The 14,733-nt window shown below is 52.9% G+C and carries 14 protein-coding genes and 1 other annotated feature; of the genes, 7 read left to right on the top strand and 7 right to left on the bottom strand.

Annotation, left to right across the window (positions count from 1 at the left end):
• Positions 1–36 precede the first annotated feature (36 nt).
• Positions 37–837: a recombination regulator RecX gene (gene recX / locus EKM91_RS00155; RefSeq protein ID WP_164508399.1), complete on the bottom strand. Its 801-nt coding sequence runs from the start codon at positions 835–837 to the stop codon at positions 37–39.
• A 69-nt stretch (positions 838–906) separates the two neighbouring features.
• On the opposite strand from recX, the gene EKM91_RS00150 reads away from it, so the two are divergent.
• Positions 907–2,412, top strand: coding sequence for a helix-turn-helix domain-containing protein (locus tag EKM91_RS00150; RefSeq protein WP_125747840.1), 1,506 nt, complete (start codon positions 907–909; stop codon positions 2,410–2,412).
• Between the two features lie 61 nt (positions 2,413–2,473).
• Here EKM91_RS00150 and EKM91_RS00145 read toward each other — a convergent pair whose 3' ends face one another.
• Complete coding sequence (locus tag EKM91_RS00145) at positions 2,474–2,848, bottom strand: hypothetical protein (RefSeq protein WP_125747837.1); 375 nt, start codon at positions 2,846–2,848, stop codon at positions 2,474–2,476.
• 103 nt (positions 2,849–2,951) lie between these two features.
• Here EKM91_RS00145 and rlmD point away from each other — a divergent pair, with 103 nt between their 5' ends.
• From rlmD to EKM91_RS00125, 5 genes are all read left to right on the top strand, one after another.
• Complete coding sequence (gene rlmD / locus EKM91_RS00140; RefSeq protein ID WP_125747834.1) at positions 2,952–4,316, top strand: 23S rRNA (uracil(1939)-C(5))-methyltransferase RlmD; 1,365 nt, start codon at positions 2,952–2,954, stop codon at positions 4,314–4,316.
• 185 nt (positions 4,317–4,501) lie between these two features.
• Complete coding sequence (locus tag EKM91_RS00135; RefSeq protein WP_125747831.1) at positions 4,502–5,098, top strand: WxL domain-containing protein; 597 nt, start codon at positions 4,502–4,504, stop codon at positions 5,096–5,098.
• Positions 5,099–5,186: 88 nt separating this feature from the next.
• Complete coding sequence (locus EKM91_RS13745; protein ID WP_164508398.1) at positions 5,187–5,366, top strand: hypothetical protein; 180 nt, start codon at positions 5,187–5,189, stop codon at positions 5,364–5,366.
• Positions 5,367–5,392: 26 nt separating this feature from the next.
• Positions 5,393–6,214: a DUF3324 domain-containing protein gene (locus EKM91_RS00130; RefSeq protein ID WP_125747827.1), complete on the top strand. Its 822-nt coding sequence runs from the start codon at positions 5,393–5,395 to the stop codon at positions 6,212–6,214.
• A gap of 121 nt (positions 6,215–6,335) precedes the next feature.
• A complete protein-coding gene (locus EKM91_RS00125) occupies positions 6,336–6,680 on the top strand; it encodes a hypothetical protein (protein WP_125748215.1) in 345 nt (114 codons plus the stop codon).
• Between the two features lie 106 nt (positions 6,681–6,786).
• Here EKM91_RS00125 and EKM91_RS00120 read toward each other — a convergent pair whose 3' ends face one another.
• Positions 6,787–8,046 carry an ABC transporter permease gene (locus tag EKM91_RS00120; RefSeq protein ID WP_125747824.1) on the bottom strand — a complete coding sequence of 420 codons (1,260 nt, stop codon included), beginning with the start codon at positions 8,044–8,046 and terminating at the stop codon, positions 6,787–6,789.
• The gene (locus tag EKM91_RS00115; RefSeq protein WP_125747820.1) at positions 8,039–8,935 is read right to left on the bottom strand and encodes an ABC transporter ATP-binding protein; all 897 of its coding nucleotides are present in this window, start codon (positions 8,933–8,935) and stop codon (positions 8,039–8,041) included. The genes EKM91_RS00120 and EKM91_RS00115 overlap by 8 nt, the downstream gene beginning before the upstream one ends.
• Before the next feature lie 99 nt (positions 8,936–9,034).
• On the opposite strand from EKM91_RS00115, the gene EKM91_RS00110 reads away from it, so the two are divergent.
• Positions 9,035–9,508, top strand: coding sequence for a nucleoside 2-deoxyribosyltransferase (locus tag EKM91_RS00110; protein ID WP_125747817.1), 474 nt, complete (start codon positions 9,035–9,037; stop codon positions 9,506–9,508).
• A gap of 35 nt (positions 9,509–9,543) precedes the next feature.
• Here EKM91_RS00110 and EKM91_RS00105 read toward each other — a convergent pair whose 3' ends face one another.
• The 3 genes from EKM91_RS00105 to EKM91_RS00095 form a co-directional block, all read right to left on the bottom strand.
• Complete coding sequence (locus tag EKM91_RS00105) at positions 9,544–9,786, bottom strand: YdeI/OmpD-associated family protein (RefSeq protein WP_125747814.1); 243 nt, start codon at positions 9,784–9,786, stop codon at positions 9,544–9,546.
• A 72-nt stretch (positions 9,787–9,858) separates the two neighbouring features.
• A complete protein-coding gene (gene spxB / locus EKM91_RS00100; RefSeq protein WP_125747811.1) occupies positions 9,859–11,598 on the bottom strand; it encodes a pyruvate oxidase in 1,740 nt (579 codons plus the stop codon).
• Between the two features lie 224 nt (positions 11,599–11,822).
• Positions 11,823–14,468 (bottom strand): valine--tRNA ligase, encoded by a 2,646-nt coding sequence (locus tag EKM91_RS00095; RefSeq protein WP_125748211.1) that lies wholly within the window; start codon positions 14,466–14,468, stop codon positions 11,823–11,825.
• Between the two features lie 42 nt (positions 14,469–14,510).
• Positions 14,511–14,709, bottom strand: a binding site (T-box leader).
• Positions 14,710–14,733 lie beyond the last annotated feature (24 nt).

Genomic DNA, 14,733 nt, shown 5'->3' with positions numbered 1-14,733 from the left:
CCGCTGCCGGCGTATTTGCGCCTCAAGCGGCGATGATCAGTCTGCTGCTTGTTCTAATGCAGCCAGCGCCTTGTCGATGGCGTCTAGTTGAAAGCCTTTGCGATATAAGGCTTGTTTAACGCGCTGGCGGCGATCATAGCCGCTATAGCGGTGTTTGAGCCGCCACTGCTTGGCCGCTTCTTTTTGTAAACGCTCGGCTTCCCCATCGGTATCCGGCTGCAAGTCCAATTCGGCCATCACCGCGTTGGCCATCTCGCTGGTGAAGCCTTTTTGGATCATGGTCAAACGCGTTTTTTGGAGGGTGGTGTGAAATGGCAAGCGGGCATAGTGCTTCGCCGCTTTTTGCCCTACGCGCAAGGCGGCTGCTTGCCAGTCGGCATCAGCGATCGTGGCCAAGGCGTCTTGGATGGTATTGGCATCGATGCCTTTTTGGCGTAACTTGGTGGTCATGACCTTAGGGCCTTTATCGCCTAAGTGCAAGTTGTCATGCAAATACCCGCGCGCGTATTGGGCATCGTCGAGGTAGTGCAAGTCGATCAAGCGAGCAATGGTCGCTTGGATCGCCGGTTCAGGCAGCTCATTTTCAGCCAGCTTTTGGTGCACTTCTTTGATCGTGCGCGGTTGGTGGCTGAGGTAATCTAACGCCAGGCTATTGGCGTTGGCCGTAACTTCTGCGGCTTTGAGCTGTTGTTCCAATTCGGCGTCAATTGCCATCCCCTTGGCCAAACGAAACTTGATCAAGGTGCTTTCACTGACGGGAAAGGCATAATGGCCATCCAAGAAAATATTGTAGCGGCCAGGGCGTTTTTGAGTGGTGATCTGTGTGATTTTGGGCATCATCGAAAACCTTCTTAATATTTAAGGTGTGGTATACTATCTGTTAACAGAGTGTGAGGGAGACTAAGGATGTTTGAAGCTTACTTTTTCGATAAGCGATCCACGATCAATTATCGCGTGTACCGCGTCTTAAAGGCGCTACAAAACACGGATTTTACCGTCAACCGGTTGAGCCAAGAAGCTCAGTTAAGCTACTCACAGGCCTACAATGAATTTCAAGACATCATGGCAGACTTGCAAGCGATGACCGACGCAACGGTGCCGATCGCGGATGAAGAGGCGTTTCAAAAGCTGGGCGTGGATGTGACGGTCGATCAGTATCGCTTTCATTTGCTCCGCGACAGTATGGCGTTTAATTTCTTTGATTACGCGTTTAAAGCGGAAAATCCAGATGTCCATCAGTTTTGCGCACAAAACGATCTTAGTATCTCCACTTTACGCCGGCGCGTAGAGGGCTTCAAGACTTACTTGCAGTCTAAAGGCGTGGCGTTGAATACCTCGACTTGGGCGCCAGAAGGCAGTGAGTTGCGTATTCGCATGGTCATGATCAACTTCTTTGTCTTGGCTTATCGCGGCGTAGGCTGGCCTTTTGGGGATGCGCATTATCATGAAACCGTCGCGTTGGCGACCCAATTTCACCAAGCGGCGCCTGATGCTTGGTTCAATCAACCCGAACATGAAGCCAAACAAGATCTATTGGCTTTAGGCGTGCAGCGCATTCGCTTGACGCAAGGCCATCCGCTGCCGCTAGTCCCTCGACTGCAGGCAATTTTACAAGCGCCTGATTTGATGACGCTGCCGCTGGTGCTGACCCCGACGCCGCCGGCAGATGCCCAAATGGAATCGGCTTTCTTTTATTTTTGCCGGATCCATTTTCTCTCGCTGCAAGGCCATTTGACGCGTACCGACCAATGGCTGCTGGATCATTTTCAACATCGCAATGATGCCGTGGCGCACTTTGCCGATGGCTTGATCGCCTACTTAGTGACCCAAACGCCGCCTGCTGCCAGCGACGAGCGCCTGCCTGCCCATGACTTGTTGCGGGCCAACTTATACCGGATGACCTATAGCTTTTGGCTGTTTAGCGGCGATTTTAGCAAGCGGCTGGATTTTTATGATGAAGACCGCACCGCCAGTACGTTTGGGCATTTGCCAGAACTGATCACCCAATATTTTGACTTGCTTGAAGGCGACACTGTCGTATTCAAGCCGTTTGTCGGCTTGATGCGGCGCTTGCTTTACGGGATCATTCGACCGGACTTTCCGCAATTGGATGCGGACCACCAGCTGTGTATCGCTGTGTTGGTGGAGCCTGGCACCTTTACCTTGCGCGATTTGTTAGCCTTTTTAGACGGCGTCAGCTTCGTCAAGCTGGCCACGGCCCAAGACGATGCCGATCCGGATGTGATCATCACCACGCTGACCAGCCCGAATTTGATCATAGATTACTACGGCCCTGAACACGCCGATGTGATCCAGTGGCAAAGCACCGCGGCAGAAGAAGATTATTACCGCCTCTATGCGGAATTAGCCCGCCGCCACCACCTTAAAAACCTCAAACAAGCCCAACAATAAAAGCGACTCTGCAAGGCACCCGACCGGGACGCCTTGCAAAGCCGCTTTTATTTAGCCGCCGTTAATGTACGGGTTTGGCGGTATACCCATAAAAATAGTTGCTGAGCTCATAACCAGCCACACAGGCCAATAACAAGATGGTGACCCATAATGAACTGGTTTGCTTCATAAACCATAAGGCCATGATCAACACCAATAAACCGGCCATGTAAGTACTTTGCAGGCGCTTATTGGTTTCAATGGTGAATTGGGCGTCTGGCGATTGGAAGTGCAGCGGCCGCTTGGCGGCGAACTTGCCGACGCGATACAAAACGGTATCGCCGCGCCGCACCGGCACGTCGATGTGACTGGCATTTTGGATGGTGTAAACTTGATCATTCACCCATACTGTGGCTTGCATGCGCTTGGATAAACTGTTGGCGTAATAGATCTTCAAAATAAGGTCCCCCTTGTGTGCTCTTAATTATAGCAAATAACCTGCCGTTGTGCGCGGTTGTTGGGCAAGGTATGATAGCCATAGACAATTTAAGGAGATTAGTATGGAAGAAATCACTTTGGGCCAGCGTTTTCCGCTGACCATTAAGCGCTTGGACATCAATGGCAACGGCATTGGCTACTTCAAGCGCAAGATCACCTTCGTCACCGGCGCCTTGCCTGGTGAAGTGGTCGTGGCAGAAGTCACTAAGATCCACGACCGCTATTTAGAAGCCCGCTGCCACCGGGTGAAAAAAGCCTCCCCTGACCGCATCCCGCCAATCGACCCGTTATGGGGCAAAATCGGCGGCATCGAGTTAGGCCATCTCGCCTACCCCGCGCAATTGCGGTTCAAATCCGATGTGGTCAGCCAAGCCTTGGCCAAATTCAAGCCGGCTGGCTGGCAGCATTATCAGCTGCGTCCGACCATTGGCGCGGCGCATCCCATGCATTACCGCAACAAAGCCCAATTTCCGGTGCGGGTGGTCGACGGGCATGTGCGCGCCGGGCTTTATGCCCCTAATTCCCATGACTTGGTGCCGTTGACCACTTTTGCCACGCAGCGGCCTTTGACCATGCAGATCATTACCCAGCTATGCCAATTATTGGAAGACTTAGCCGTGCCGATTTACGATGAAGCCGCCAACAGCGGCATCGTGAAGACCTTAGTGGTGCGCGAAACCACCCGCGGCCAAGCGCAAGTCACTTTCGTCACGAATTCTAAAAAGCTGCCGCATACCGCCCAGCTGCTGGCAGGGATCGCCGAAACCTTGCCGGCAGTGGTTTCGATCGCGCAAAACATCAATCCGGGCAAAACCAGCATGGTTTGGGGCCCGGAAACCAAATTATTGGCTGGTGCCCCTTATGTGATTGAAACCATCATGGGCAAACAATTCCAGCTGTCGCCGCAAGCCTTTTTACAATTGAACCCGGAACAAACCGAAAAACTCTACCAAGTGGCGCTTGAAGCCTTGGACTTGCAGCCAAACGACACGCTGGTCGACGCGTATGCTGGCGTCGGCACGATCGGCTTGAGCTTGGCCCATCAAGCCAAAACTGTGCGCGGCATGGAAACCATCCCCGAAGCAGTCGCCGACGCCAACGCCAATGCCGCTTTAAATGGCATCACCAATGCGCATTATGAACTCGGCAAAGCCGAAACCGTCTTTCCGCAGTGGCTGCAAGCAGGCTTTCATCCGGATGCGGTGATCGTTGACCCGCCGCGGGCCGGATTGGACCCCAGCTTCATTGCCGCTTTGCTGAAAGCCAAGCCGAAGCGTTTTGTGTATATTTCCTGCAACCCGTCGACGTTAGCCCGCGACTTAGTGGCGTTAAGCCGCGATTGGCAAGTCGATTATATCCAATCCATCGACATGTTCCCGCAAACTGCCCGCTGTGAAGCAGTGGTGAAGTTCACGCGTAAAGCATAATAATTATTGTTGGCAGAGCAGGTACGGCCGCCGGTGGTAATGGCAAGTTTCTCAGTGGAAGCGATTTTTTATGAGTATTTTTATCAAAAAGTTTGTACTTACTGATTTACGTGTTAAACTAATCATGGAGACACGGAGAGCTCAATTTGTTTGTGTGCAATTCAACACGTGAAAGGAAAATACCCATGAAATATACATTTGCTTTAACTGGCTTAGTCACGATCGCTGGGGCATTGGCATTAGTGGCCACCACGCCAGTTGCCGCTGCAGAAACGACACCGACGCAAACCACCAAGGCGACTATCGACATTACCACTAATAAAGATGGCGCGTTGACCTTGACCAAGGCACCAAACTTCACTTTTGATTCGACCACCCTTTCAGCCTTAGCCGGCAATAAGATCGCCGGGACGGCTGATTCTGTTGCTGAAGTCAGCGACACGCGTGATTCCGGTGCCGGCTGGAATCTCAGCATGAACCTGGGTGCTTTTGATGCTGGCAGTACTGGCATGATGAGCTGGAGCGGCAACTCGGCGACCTTTGCCGCTGCCGGCACCCAAGTGGGCGCTGCCCCAGCCACTACCAACACCACGCAAGTCGAAGCCGGTGATGCGGCTGAAGCCCCGCTGTTGACTGCAGCCAAAGGCGCTGGGATCGGTGTTTGGGATCTCAAGTTCAACAATTTAGGCTTGAACCTGTCCGGCATCAACATGCCCAAAACCTACTCTGCTGATGTGAACTGGTACTTAAGCGATACGCAAACGACTTCAGCCGCTAACTGATCGGCTGGTCCAACAAACGTCCTGGGGCTGCGATGCGCACTGCGCGCAGCCTCAGGACGCTTTTGCGATTAGCCCTAGTTGCTATTTTTTGACGAAAGGAACCGCGATGTCACATTTGTCACGCTTTTTATTGCGCCTGATCCCCTTGCTGGCCGGAATGTGGGTGGCCATGGCGCCGCAGCCGGCGCATGCCGCCACGGTGAATAATTTTTCGGCCCAAGCGGTGCTGCCAAGCGACAAGCCAGCGGTCAATCGCATTTTGACTTAACGCTCAAGCCCAACACCACGCGCACCTTGTCGGTTGCTGTCACCAACAGTGCCAAGACCCCGCAGACGTTCATGGTGCAAGCCGCCAATGCGGTCACCAACTCCAACGGGATCATCACTTACAATCAAGGCGCTGCCAAAACCGCCCCCAAGCACGTCGCGTTTAGTGATCTGCTGCCAGAGCGCACCAAGGCGACTGTCACGATCCCGGCGGGTCACACGCAAACCGTCGCCTTCACGGTGACTACCCCGCAGACGCCATTTAACGGGTTAGTCTTAGGCGCATTTTCCGTCCGCTCGCTGACCGCCGCGCAAGCCGCGCAAAAACAAGGCGGCTTTGCCAACTTGGCCAATTATGTGATCGGCGTTTCGTTGACGGAAAACCATGCCAAGATCACCCCGCACTTGACTTACCATGGCGCCAAATATGCCAGTCAAAATCACCTGCCGCATGTGGCGATCACCTTAGCCAACACCCAGCCGGTGATCATCGGTACGGTGCATCTCACTGCTAAAGTGACGGATGAACACGGCAAAGTGGTCGCCGCCACTGAACAAGCGGGCTTGAATTTTGCCCCCTCGAATCGCTTTGACTATCACTTGGCCACCAAAGCCAATCGGGCCTTAGCCGCTGGGAAATACCGCTTGCAGCTGAAGATCAAAGCCGACAACGGCCAGTGGTCCTTCGACCGGCATTTCACCGTCACCAAAAATACCGTCAAGCACACCAAAGTCGCTCACTTCATCAACTGGAAACACTGGTTGTGGCTGGTGATCGACGGGTTGGCAGTGCTGATCATCATTGGCTTTTTGCTCAACTTGATCTTGCGGCGGAACAAGCGCCATTAAACCATCAAAAGCGGCATGCCTTTAGGTATGCCGCTTTTGCATACCCCAATGCAATACCCGCTTACCTAACCAGATCCGCTCTTGTTAGCGGTATCCTTGAGCTAAGGAGGGGGTGGCGATGATGCTTGATGTCAAAGATTCCTTAAAACGCTTAGCTTGGACCACGGATCATCATTTTTTGCATATTCAAGCGCAACACGAGTTTATGCGCGCTTGGGCGATCCAATTCGAACTGGCCTATACGGATATGCGCGTGATCCAGCTGGCCTTGCAACTGGCCAACGACCATGATCACCTGATCCGCTTCACCACCGCTTATGAAGCGGTATATCAATACGAATACGCCTTTGTCGCCGGCGGCTTAGCCGGCTTTAACGCCGAATTTGCCGGGCAGTTGCAAGATTATCACGATGCAGCAGAAGCCTTGCTGGGCGTGATCAGCGAACTGCAGCCAGCCAAAACGTGATGCAAACTGCTGCGGCTAGTTGCGTGCTTTAAATGTCCCGTCAGCAACAAAAACGCCTTGAAACCGCGAACGAATCGCGGCGCCAAGGCGTTTTTCATTGGGATGGTTAAGCCCGCGGATGCCGCTCTGCTTGCCAAATGCTCAAGCTGGTGCGCAAGCGCTTGATGAAGCCGGCATCAGAATACACTAAGACGTTGCTGCGATAGACCCCGACGACGACCCAGGTAAAGCCGATCAAAAATACGCCAGCAATCACCAACGACGTCCAAGCCGCGCCATAGCCCACATGATCTAACGCCAGCTGCACCGGCATTACCGTGATGTTTAAAAACGGCACATAACTGGCCACTTGGACCAGTAAGGAATCGCCGCTTTGGGCGATCATGGCCAGAAAATAGCCGGCCAAGCCTAACATGGAAATGGGCATCACCGCCGTTTGCACTTGCTCTTGGTTGGACACCAAAGACCCAGTCAACGCCGCCAACACCGCATAAGTCATCACCCCGATCACGAAGAATAAGACGGCGATCAGCGTGATCGGCGACGCTAAGACGCTCAAGTCAACTTGCGCCAATAAGCCTTTGACAAAATCACGCTCGCGCAGGAAAAACCACGCCAAGCCGCCGGCGACGACATAGACCACGATTTGCGTGACCAATAACGCCAAGATCCCGGCGAGTTTCCCGAAAAATTGGGTGGTCGCACTGACGGATGACAACAAGATCTCCATGATCCGCGAGCCTTTTTCCGTGGCGATCTCTTGGGCTAAGATCGACCCATAGACCATGGTGATGATCATGATGAAAACCGTCAAGACCATCGCAAACCCGCGATTGACTGCCGCAGCGGTGTCGTTTTTGGCCACTTGCTTGCCGTTTTCGATCGCGACAGTTTTCGTGGTCACTTTAGCAGGACTCAGCAGCGCTGCCAATTGTCCGGCAGTCAAATGCAGCTGGGCGGCGGTTTGTTGCAATTTCAACCGGGACAACGTCGCCGTTAGCGTGGTCGTATCCACTGATTGGTCAGCATTGCTGCGCTCGACATAATGCGCACCGATCGCCGGGGTCGTGGTCACCGTCAAGATCCCATCCAAGGTTTCATGATTCAATGCGGTATTGGCTTTGGCGGCGCTGGCATAGCCGCGAAAATGCACCTGATCATCACTGGTCTTGACGATGGCTTGACGCAATGCCGGCGTTGAGCTGACGACGGCGACTTGGGCCGGCTGCACATTTTGGGCGATAAAATAACCCATTAACCCGGCCAGCGCTGCAAACACCAGCGGCGATAACACTAGGAATAACCAGGACCCGCTGTGCAGATTTTTCTTATAAACTTGCGAAAATACCACCCAAAACTTAGGCATGTGCGGCACCTGCTTTCATCCGGAAGATCTCATCTAAAGTCGGCGGCGCCTGGCGAAATTCTGGAATATAGCCATTGGCCGTCGCCTGGGCAAACAACGTTTTGCCGACCGCCGGATCACTTAAGGTCAACTCAAACCCGCTGCCATGAGCAACGACTTGCACCACCCCTGGGGTGGCTTGCAGCTGTTGTTTGGTCAATGGTGATTCCAAAAACAGCTTCGTGCGGCCAAAACTTTGGCGAATGGCGTCTACGGTACCGTTAAGCACCACTTCGCCATTGCGCAGCATCACCAAATGATCCGAGATCGCTTCAACATTCCCCATATCATGGCTGGAATAAATGATCGCCGCGCCGTGATCGCGCAGCATTTCGATGCCCGCCTGCAACAAACTGGCATTGACTGGATCCAACCCGGAAAACGGCTCGTCTAAGATCACCAGTTTCGGCATATGGATCAAAGTCGCGATCAGCTGCACTTTTTGCTGGTTGCCTTTGCTGAGATCCTTGATCTTATCTGTGCGCTTGCCTTTGACTTGAAACCGATCCAACCATGCTGGGATCTGCGCTTTAACCGCCGCAGTTTTCATCCCGCGTAAGCGCGCAAAATACACGATTTGCTCCTCGACCCGCATCTTCGGATACAAGCCGCGCTCTTCTGGCAAATACCCAATTTGGTCGTAGGCCTTGGCCGTCAGCGGCTGCCCATTCCACATGATGGTCCCGGAATCTGGGGTCAAAAAATTCAACAGCATCCGAAACGTCGTGGTTTTCCCCGCCCCATTTTGCCCGATCAGCCCCATGATCTCCCCAGGCTGAATGGTGAAACTCTCATGTGACACCGCAGTCATTGACCCGAATGTCTTCGTGAGGTCATGCACCTCTAACATGTAATCCCCTCCTCTTACTAGTGCTAGTTTACCAAACATGCTCACTGCTAAACAGCCAAATTATGCTATCATGACGGTAAACCCTTAGGAGGATTATTCATGCACGTTTATTTTGCCAATGCCTTATTCTCCCGCGCCGATTTTGATTTCAATGCCCGCTTAGTCGCGCGCTTGCGCCAAGCGCTGCCCAGCTTGGATATTTATCTCCCGCAAGAAAACGCCGCGATCAACGACAAGCAGGCCTATGCAGACGCCAAAATGATCGCTCAAGCGGACACGCAGGAAGTCTTACGCGCTGACTTGATGCTGGCGGTCCTTGATGGGCCGGTGATCGATGCCGGTGTCGCCAGCGAAATCGGCGTCGCTTATGCCAAAAACATCCCCATCTTAGGCTTATATACCGACTCGCGCCGCCTGGGTGCTGCCAACCCCAAAAAGCTTGAGGCGCTCCAAACCATCGCGGAAAATCAGTTCCATTACCTTAATTTGTACACCGTCGGCTTGATCAAGCTCAATGGGGCGATTTTTGCTGATGAAGACGCTTTGATCGCCGAATTGCAAAAGCGGCAATAAAAACCGGACCGGCGCAATCCGCGCTGGTCCGGTTTTTATTGCTTGCGCGAATCATACGCGCGCTTTGACTTATAACCTGCTTCAAACACGGTCAGCATTTTAGCGAGATGCGCTTGCTTCGTCGCGTCGCTGGCAACGCCAAAGATGAAGCGGGCCCATTCTCGCTGGTAGCCTGGGGTCAGCGCGTTAAAAAATGCCTGCATTTGCGGCTGATCTGCTAGCAGCGCCGCCACTTTGGGAATATCAACGGTGTATGCTGCTAAAGGTTTTTGTGGCATCGACACCCCTCCTATCGTTTTTCTTATTCTATCAAAAAAGCCGGCCCTTGAAAGGACCGGCAATTATCTAAATTATTGTTGCTGCGCGTCTTCAAGCAGCTGCCGCAGCGGGATCAAGCTTTGGGCACTGTACTTTTCGACGAAGGCATCGACGGCTTCAGGATCTTGCGTCTTTTTATCCAAGACCAGCTGTTCGACTGGGATCGGCCGCAAGTCGCTGATCTTAACATCGATCACCACTGGACCGGTCGCGTTTTTGGCAGCGGCAAAGGCTTGCTTCAACTCGGCCAAATTATGCACTTCAAAGCCTTGAGCACCTAAGGCAGTCGCGGCATCCCCGTAATCGGCATCGATCAAGTCGACCCCAGAGTGCGGCTGGTGGGTGTCGTCTTGTTCCGCTTCGATAAAGCCTAAGCTTTCATTGGTCAACACCACGTTGATGATCGGCAAATGGTACTTCACTTGGGTCAAAATGTCTTGCATGACCATGGCAAAGCCGCCATCCCCGGAAATCGACCACACTTGGCGATCAGGATATTCGCTCTTGGCCCCGATCGCAGCCGGCAAGGCATAACCCATCGTGGCATACCAGCCGCTGGTAGTGAAGCGCTGCTGTTGGTCGGCCAACAAATAGCGCATCCCATTGATCGTCACGTTACCCACATCGACTTGGAAGATCGCATCATCGGTGGCCATGTCATTGATCGCCTTAAAGACGGGTTCGACCCGCAACGGCGTGCTGTCGTCTTCGGCAAAGCTGGCGATCCAGTCGGTCCAATTTTGCTTGTTGGCTAAGGCTGCCCGATACCATGGGGTTTCCGGCAATGCTTCAGAACGATCTAACAAGGCTTGAATGGTCTTTTTGGCATCGGCTAAAATCGCCACGTCGACATGATGGCGGCGGCCAAGCTTGCTGGAGTCGATGTCGACTTGAATGTACTTGGCATCTGGGGCGATGAAGTACGGCTGGAATGGGAAATCAGACCCTAAGAACAAGACGGCATCGGCACTGCGCGCCGTTTCAACGCCAGGCTTAGACGAGACCCGCCCGGCAGAGCCCATGTTGGCCTTGTAAGAATCTGGCACGATCCCTTTCGCCAAAGCGGTGACAACGATCGGGATATGCAGCTTTTCAGATAAGGCGATCAAGTCATCACTGGCGCCGCGTGCGCCTTGGCCCACATACATGATCGGCCGCTTAGCGGCTTTTAAGATGTCTAAGGCGGCATCTACGCGCTTGAGATCAGGCTCTGGCATGATCGGCGCTTGATACAGCGACGCGCTGGAAACGTAATTGTCGTCGATTTCCTGCCAGCCTAAGTCTTTAGGGATCGTGATCACCGCGACGCCTTTGTGCTCATAAGCTTGGCGGATCGCTTCATCCACGACTGCCGGCAGCTGCTGAGCCGTCATGGCGGTGCGGTTATACACGGAGACATCAGCAAACATCGGGTTTTCATTCATCTCTTGGAAAAACGCGGTGTTCATCGCAGCCGTCGGCACTTGCCCGACTAAAGCCAGGACAGGCACATGATCATATTGCGCATCATACAGCCCATTGAGCAAATGCACCGCACCAGGGCCGGCAGAGCCAAAGGTCACGCCGATCTTGCCGGTAACTTTGGCTTCCCCAACAGCGGCTAACGCCCCAACTTCTTCATGGCGCACCTGCACATAATTCAAGGTCTCCCGCCGGTTATAAATCGCGTTCATCGTCGAATCAAACGACCCGCCGGGCAAACCATAGATGTTTTTGACCCCCCAGCTTTCGATGACTTTCAACATGGCGTCTGCTGCATTGATCTTCGTCATAACTCTTGCCTCCGTAACTTACTTTTTATAAGTATCAACATATTCATTATAGCGGATCACTTACTAAATGCAAGCATTTTCAACACATTTCTGCGCCCCACCAATAGCTTAGCATCAAGTGCCGGAAAAGTGGTAGCCAGATGCACACCAATTTCAGATTCCAAAACGCGCTGAAAATCACAAAAAAACACGGCTGCCAGTGTTGCGCAGCCGTGCTTTGGGGGCTATTTTGCCGCTTGTAATTCTTGGATCCGAGCGTTAGTGGCGTCAAGCTTGGCTTGCGCGTCGGCTAACTTTTGCTTTTGCTCGTCAACAACAGCCGCTGGCGCCTTGGCTAAAAAGCCGGCATTCCCGAGTTTCTTGTTGAAGCGGGTGATCTCTTGTTCCAGCTTCTTGGCGTCTTTGGTCAGCTTAGCGATTTCTTCGTCTAAGTCGATCAATTCCGCTAATGGCACATAGATCGTCGCCCCATTGATCACTGCCGAAGCAGCTAAGGCTGGGGTATCCAAATCGGTGCCGACTTCATACCCTTTGGAGTGGACAAAGCGGTCAATGAAATCAAAGTTGGCCTTGAAGATCGGTTCCAAGCTGGCATCTTGCAGCTTGATCTGCACGTCGATCGGGCTGGATAATGGGGCGTTGACATCCGTGCGGATCCCGCGCACAGCACGGATCAAGTCGATGATCGCTTCCATTTGGCCGATCGCGTCGTCATTTTCATACGCGGTGTTGGTCACTGGATAGCTGGCCGTGACGATAGATTCGCCAATGTGCGGCATCGTCAGCCAGATTTTTTCGGTGACAAACGGCATGATCGGGTGCAGCAAGCGCAGCACTTGGTCTAAGACATAGCGCAAGTTGACGCGCTTGGCCGCCTTGGCAGTTTCGTCTTCGCCGTATAACACTTCCTTGGACATTTCGATGTACCAATCTGCCAGTTCGTTCCAGATGAAGTTATACAGATCCCGTTCCGCTTCGCCAAATTCGAACTTATCAAATTTCGCCGTAACACTGGCAATGGTTTGATTCAAGCGGGCAAAGATCCACTGATCGGACAAATCAAAAGTGCTTGGGTCCGGTTGGGCATCGGCTTTAGTATCTTCAAGATTCATCAAGACAAACCGCGACATGTTCCAGATCTTGTTGATGAAGTTCCAAGAAGCACCGATCGCCTTCCAAGAAAAGCGGGTATCTTGGCCAGGCGTTGAGCCGTTGACCAAGAACCACCGCAACGCATCCGCCCCATACTTGTCAATGACATCCATCGGATCGATCCCATTGCCTAAGGACTTGGACATCTTGCGGCCTTGTTCGTCGCGGATCAATCCGTGGATCAAGGTGTTCTTAAATGGCCGCTGGCCGGTGAATTCCAGGCCTTGGAAGATCATCCGTGCGACCCAAAAGGGAATGATGTCATAGCCGGTGACCAAGGTGTCAGTCGGATAATAACGCTGGTAGTCAGCCGCATCGGTATCAGGCCAGCCCATCGTGGAAAATGGCCACAAGGCGGAGCTGAACCAAGTATCTAAGACATCAGGATCTTGTTCCCAGTTGTCAGCGTCTTTTGGCGCTTCCATGCCGACATACATTTCGCCGGTAGTCTTGTTATACCAAGCTGGGATCCGATGCCCCCACCACAGCTGACGGGAAATAACCCAGTCATGAATGTTGTTCATCCAGTTCAAGAAGGTGTGTTCGAAGCGTTCCGGCACGAAATTGACTTTATTGTCGGTGGCTTGATTCTTGATCGATGCTTCAGCCAATGGCTTCATCTTCACAAACCACTGGGTGGAAAGCCGCGCTTCGACTTGCACGCCGGTGCGTTCGGAATGGCCGACACTGTGGACGATCGGGTCGATCTTGATCAGATCGCCACTGGCTTGCAAGTCTTTGACCAAGTTGTCGCGGCATTCAAAGCGATCTTGACCTTGGTACTTGCCGGCATTTTCGTTCATGGTGCCATCATCATTCATACAATTGATGCGCGGCAAATCATGCCGGTTGCCGACTTGGAAATCATTTGGGTCATGCGCAGGCGTGATCTTCACGGCCCCGGTCCCAAACTCAGGATCGGCGTGTTCATCGGCGATGATCGGAATTTCACGGCCAACGCCTGGTACAATGACCGTTTTGCCGATCACGTCTTGATAACGCGCGTCATGGGCGTTGACCGCCACGGCGGTATCGCCAAACATGGTTTCCGGCCGAGTCGTAGCGATCTCGATGCCGCCAGGAGTGCCATCGGCATACTTATAGATCAAATGATAAAAAGCGCCTTTATCATCTTCATGGATCACTTCGATATCAGACAAAGCAGTGCGCGCTTGCGGATCCCAGTTGACGATGTATTCGCCGCGATAGATCAAGCCTTTGTTATACAGATCAACGAAGACTTTGCGCACGGCTTTAGACAAGCCGGCATCCAAGGTGAAGCGTTCGCGGGAATAATCCAAACTCAAGCCCATCTTGCCCCATTGGGTCTTGATGGTGGCCGCAAATTCATCTTTCCATTCCCAGACTTTTTCCACGAACTTGTCGCGGCCTAAGTCATAACGGGTGATGCCTTCTTTGCGCAGCTTGGCTTCCACTTTTGCTTGCGTGGCGATGCCGGCATGGTCCATCCCTGGCAGCCATAAGGTATCAAAGCCTTGCATCCGCTTTTGGCGAATGAGCATATCTTGCAAGGTGGTGTCCCAAGCATGGCCGAGATGTAGTTTGCCGGTGACGTTTGGCGGCGGGATAACGATACTGTAAGGCTTGGCTTTTTTGTCGCCAGAAGGCTTGAAAACGCCTTGTTCCAGCCACTTCTCATAGCGGCCAGCTTCGACGGCTTGAGGGTCGAATTTTGGTGCTAATTCTTCTGTCATAATGAACCTCCATCTTATTCGGAACAAAAAAACTCGCCCTAAAAAAATTAGGACGAGTCAACTCGCGGTACCACCTAAATTGAGGCCATGCCTCCACTTAAGACCGGTTAACGACGGTGCCGGCCGGCCTTACTGATTCAGGCAGGCAGCTCGCAAGCTACAGTCGCATTTGACGCTCGAGACTCACACCACCCGCCTCGTCGCTGAAAACCTCAAACACGACCCTCTTGTTCAACGCATTACCCGCATTATAAGCTAAGCCCTGACT

The organism is Lacticaseibacillus baoqingensis, assembly GCF_003946165.1.
Classification (GTDB): Bacteria; Bacillota; Bacilli; order Lactobacillales; family Lactobacillaceae; genus Lacticaseibacillus; species Lacticaseibacillus baoqingensis.
The sequence above is the reverse complement of the archived record's forward strand: the minus strand, read 5'-3'. Positions and strand labels throughout refer to the sequence as shown.

Bases quoted from the DNA above. Each gene is read 5' to 3' on its own strand.
- recX (WP_164508399.1), bottom strand. From the start codon at position 837: ATGCCCAAAATCACACAGATCACCACTCAAAAACGCCCTGGCCGCTAC.
- EKM91_RS00150 (WP_125747840.1), top strand. From the start codon at position 907: ATGTTTGAAGCTTACTTTTTCGATAAGCGATCCACGATCAATTATCGC.
- rlmD (WP_125747834.1), top strand. From the start codon at position 2,952: ATGGAAGAAATCACTTTGGGCCAGCGTTTTCCGCTGACCATTAAGCGC.
- EKM91_RS00135 (WP_125747831.1), top strand. From the start codon at position 4,502: ATGAAATATACATTTGCTTTAACTGGCTTAGTCACGATCGCTGGGGCA.
- EKM91_RS00125 (WP_125748215.1), top strand. From the start codon at position 6,336: ATGCTTGATGTCAAAGATTCCTTAAAACGCTTAGCTTGGACCACGGAT.
- EKM91_RS00120 (WP_125747824.1), bottom strand. From the start codon at position 8,046: ATGCCTAAGTTTTGGGTGGTATTTTCGCAAGTTTATAAGAAAAATCTG.
- EKM91_RS00115 (WP_125747820.1), bottom strand. From the start codon at position 8,935: ATGTTAGAGGTGCATGACCTCACGAAGACATTCGGGTCAATGACTGCG.
- EKM91_RS00110 (WP_125747817.1), top strand. From the start codon at position 9,035: ATGCACGTTTATTTTGCCAATGCCTTATTCTCCCGCGCCGATTTTGAT.
- EKM91_RS00105 (WP_125747814.1), bottom strand. From the start codon at position 9,786: ATGCCACAAAAACCTTTAGCAGCATACACCGTTGATATTCCCAAAGTG.
- spxB (WP_125747811.1), bottom strand. From the start codon at position 11,598: ATGACGAAGATCAATGCAGCAGACGCCATGTTGAAAGTCATCGAAAGC.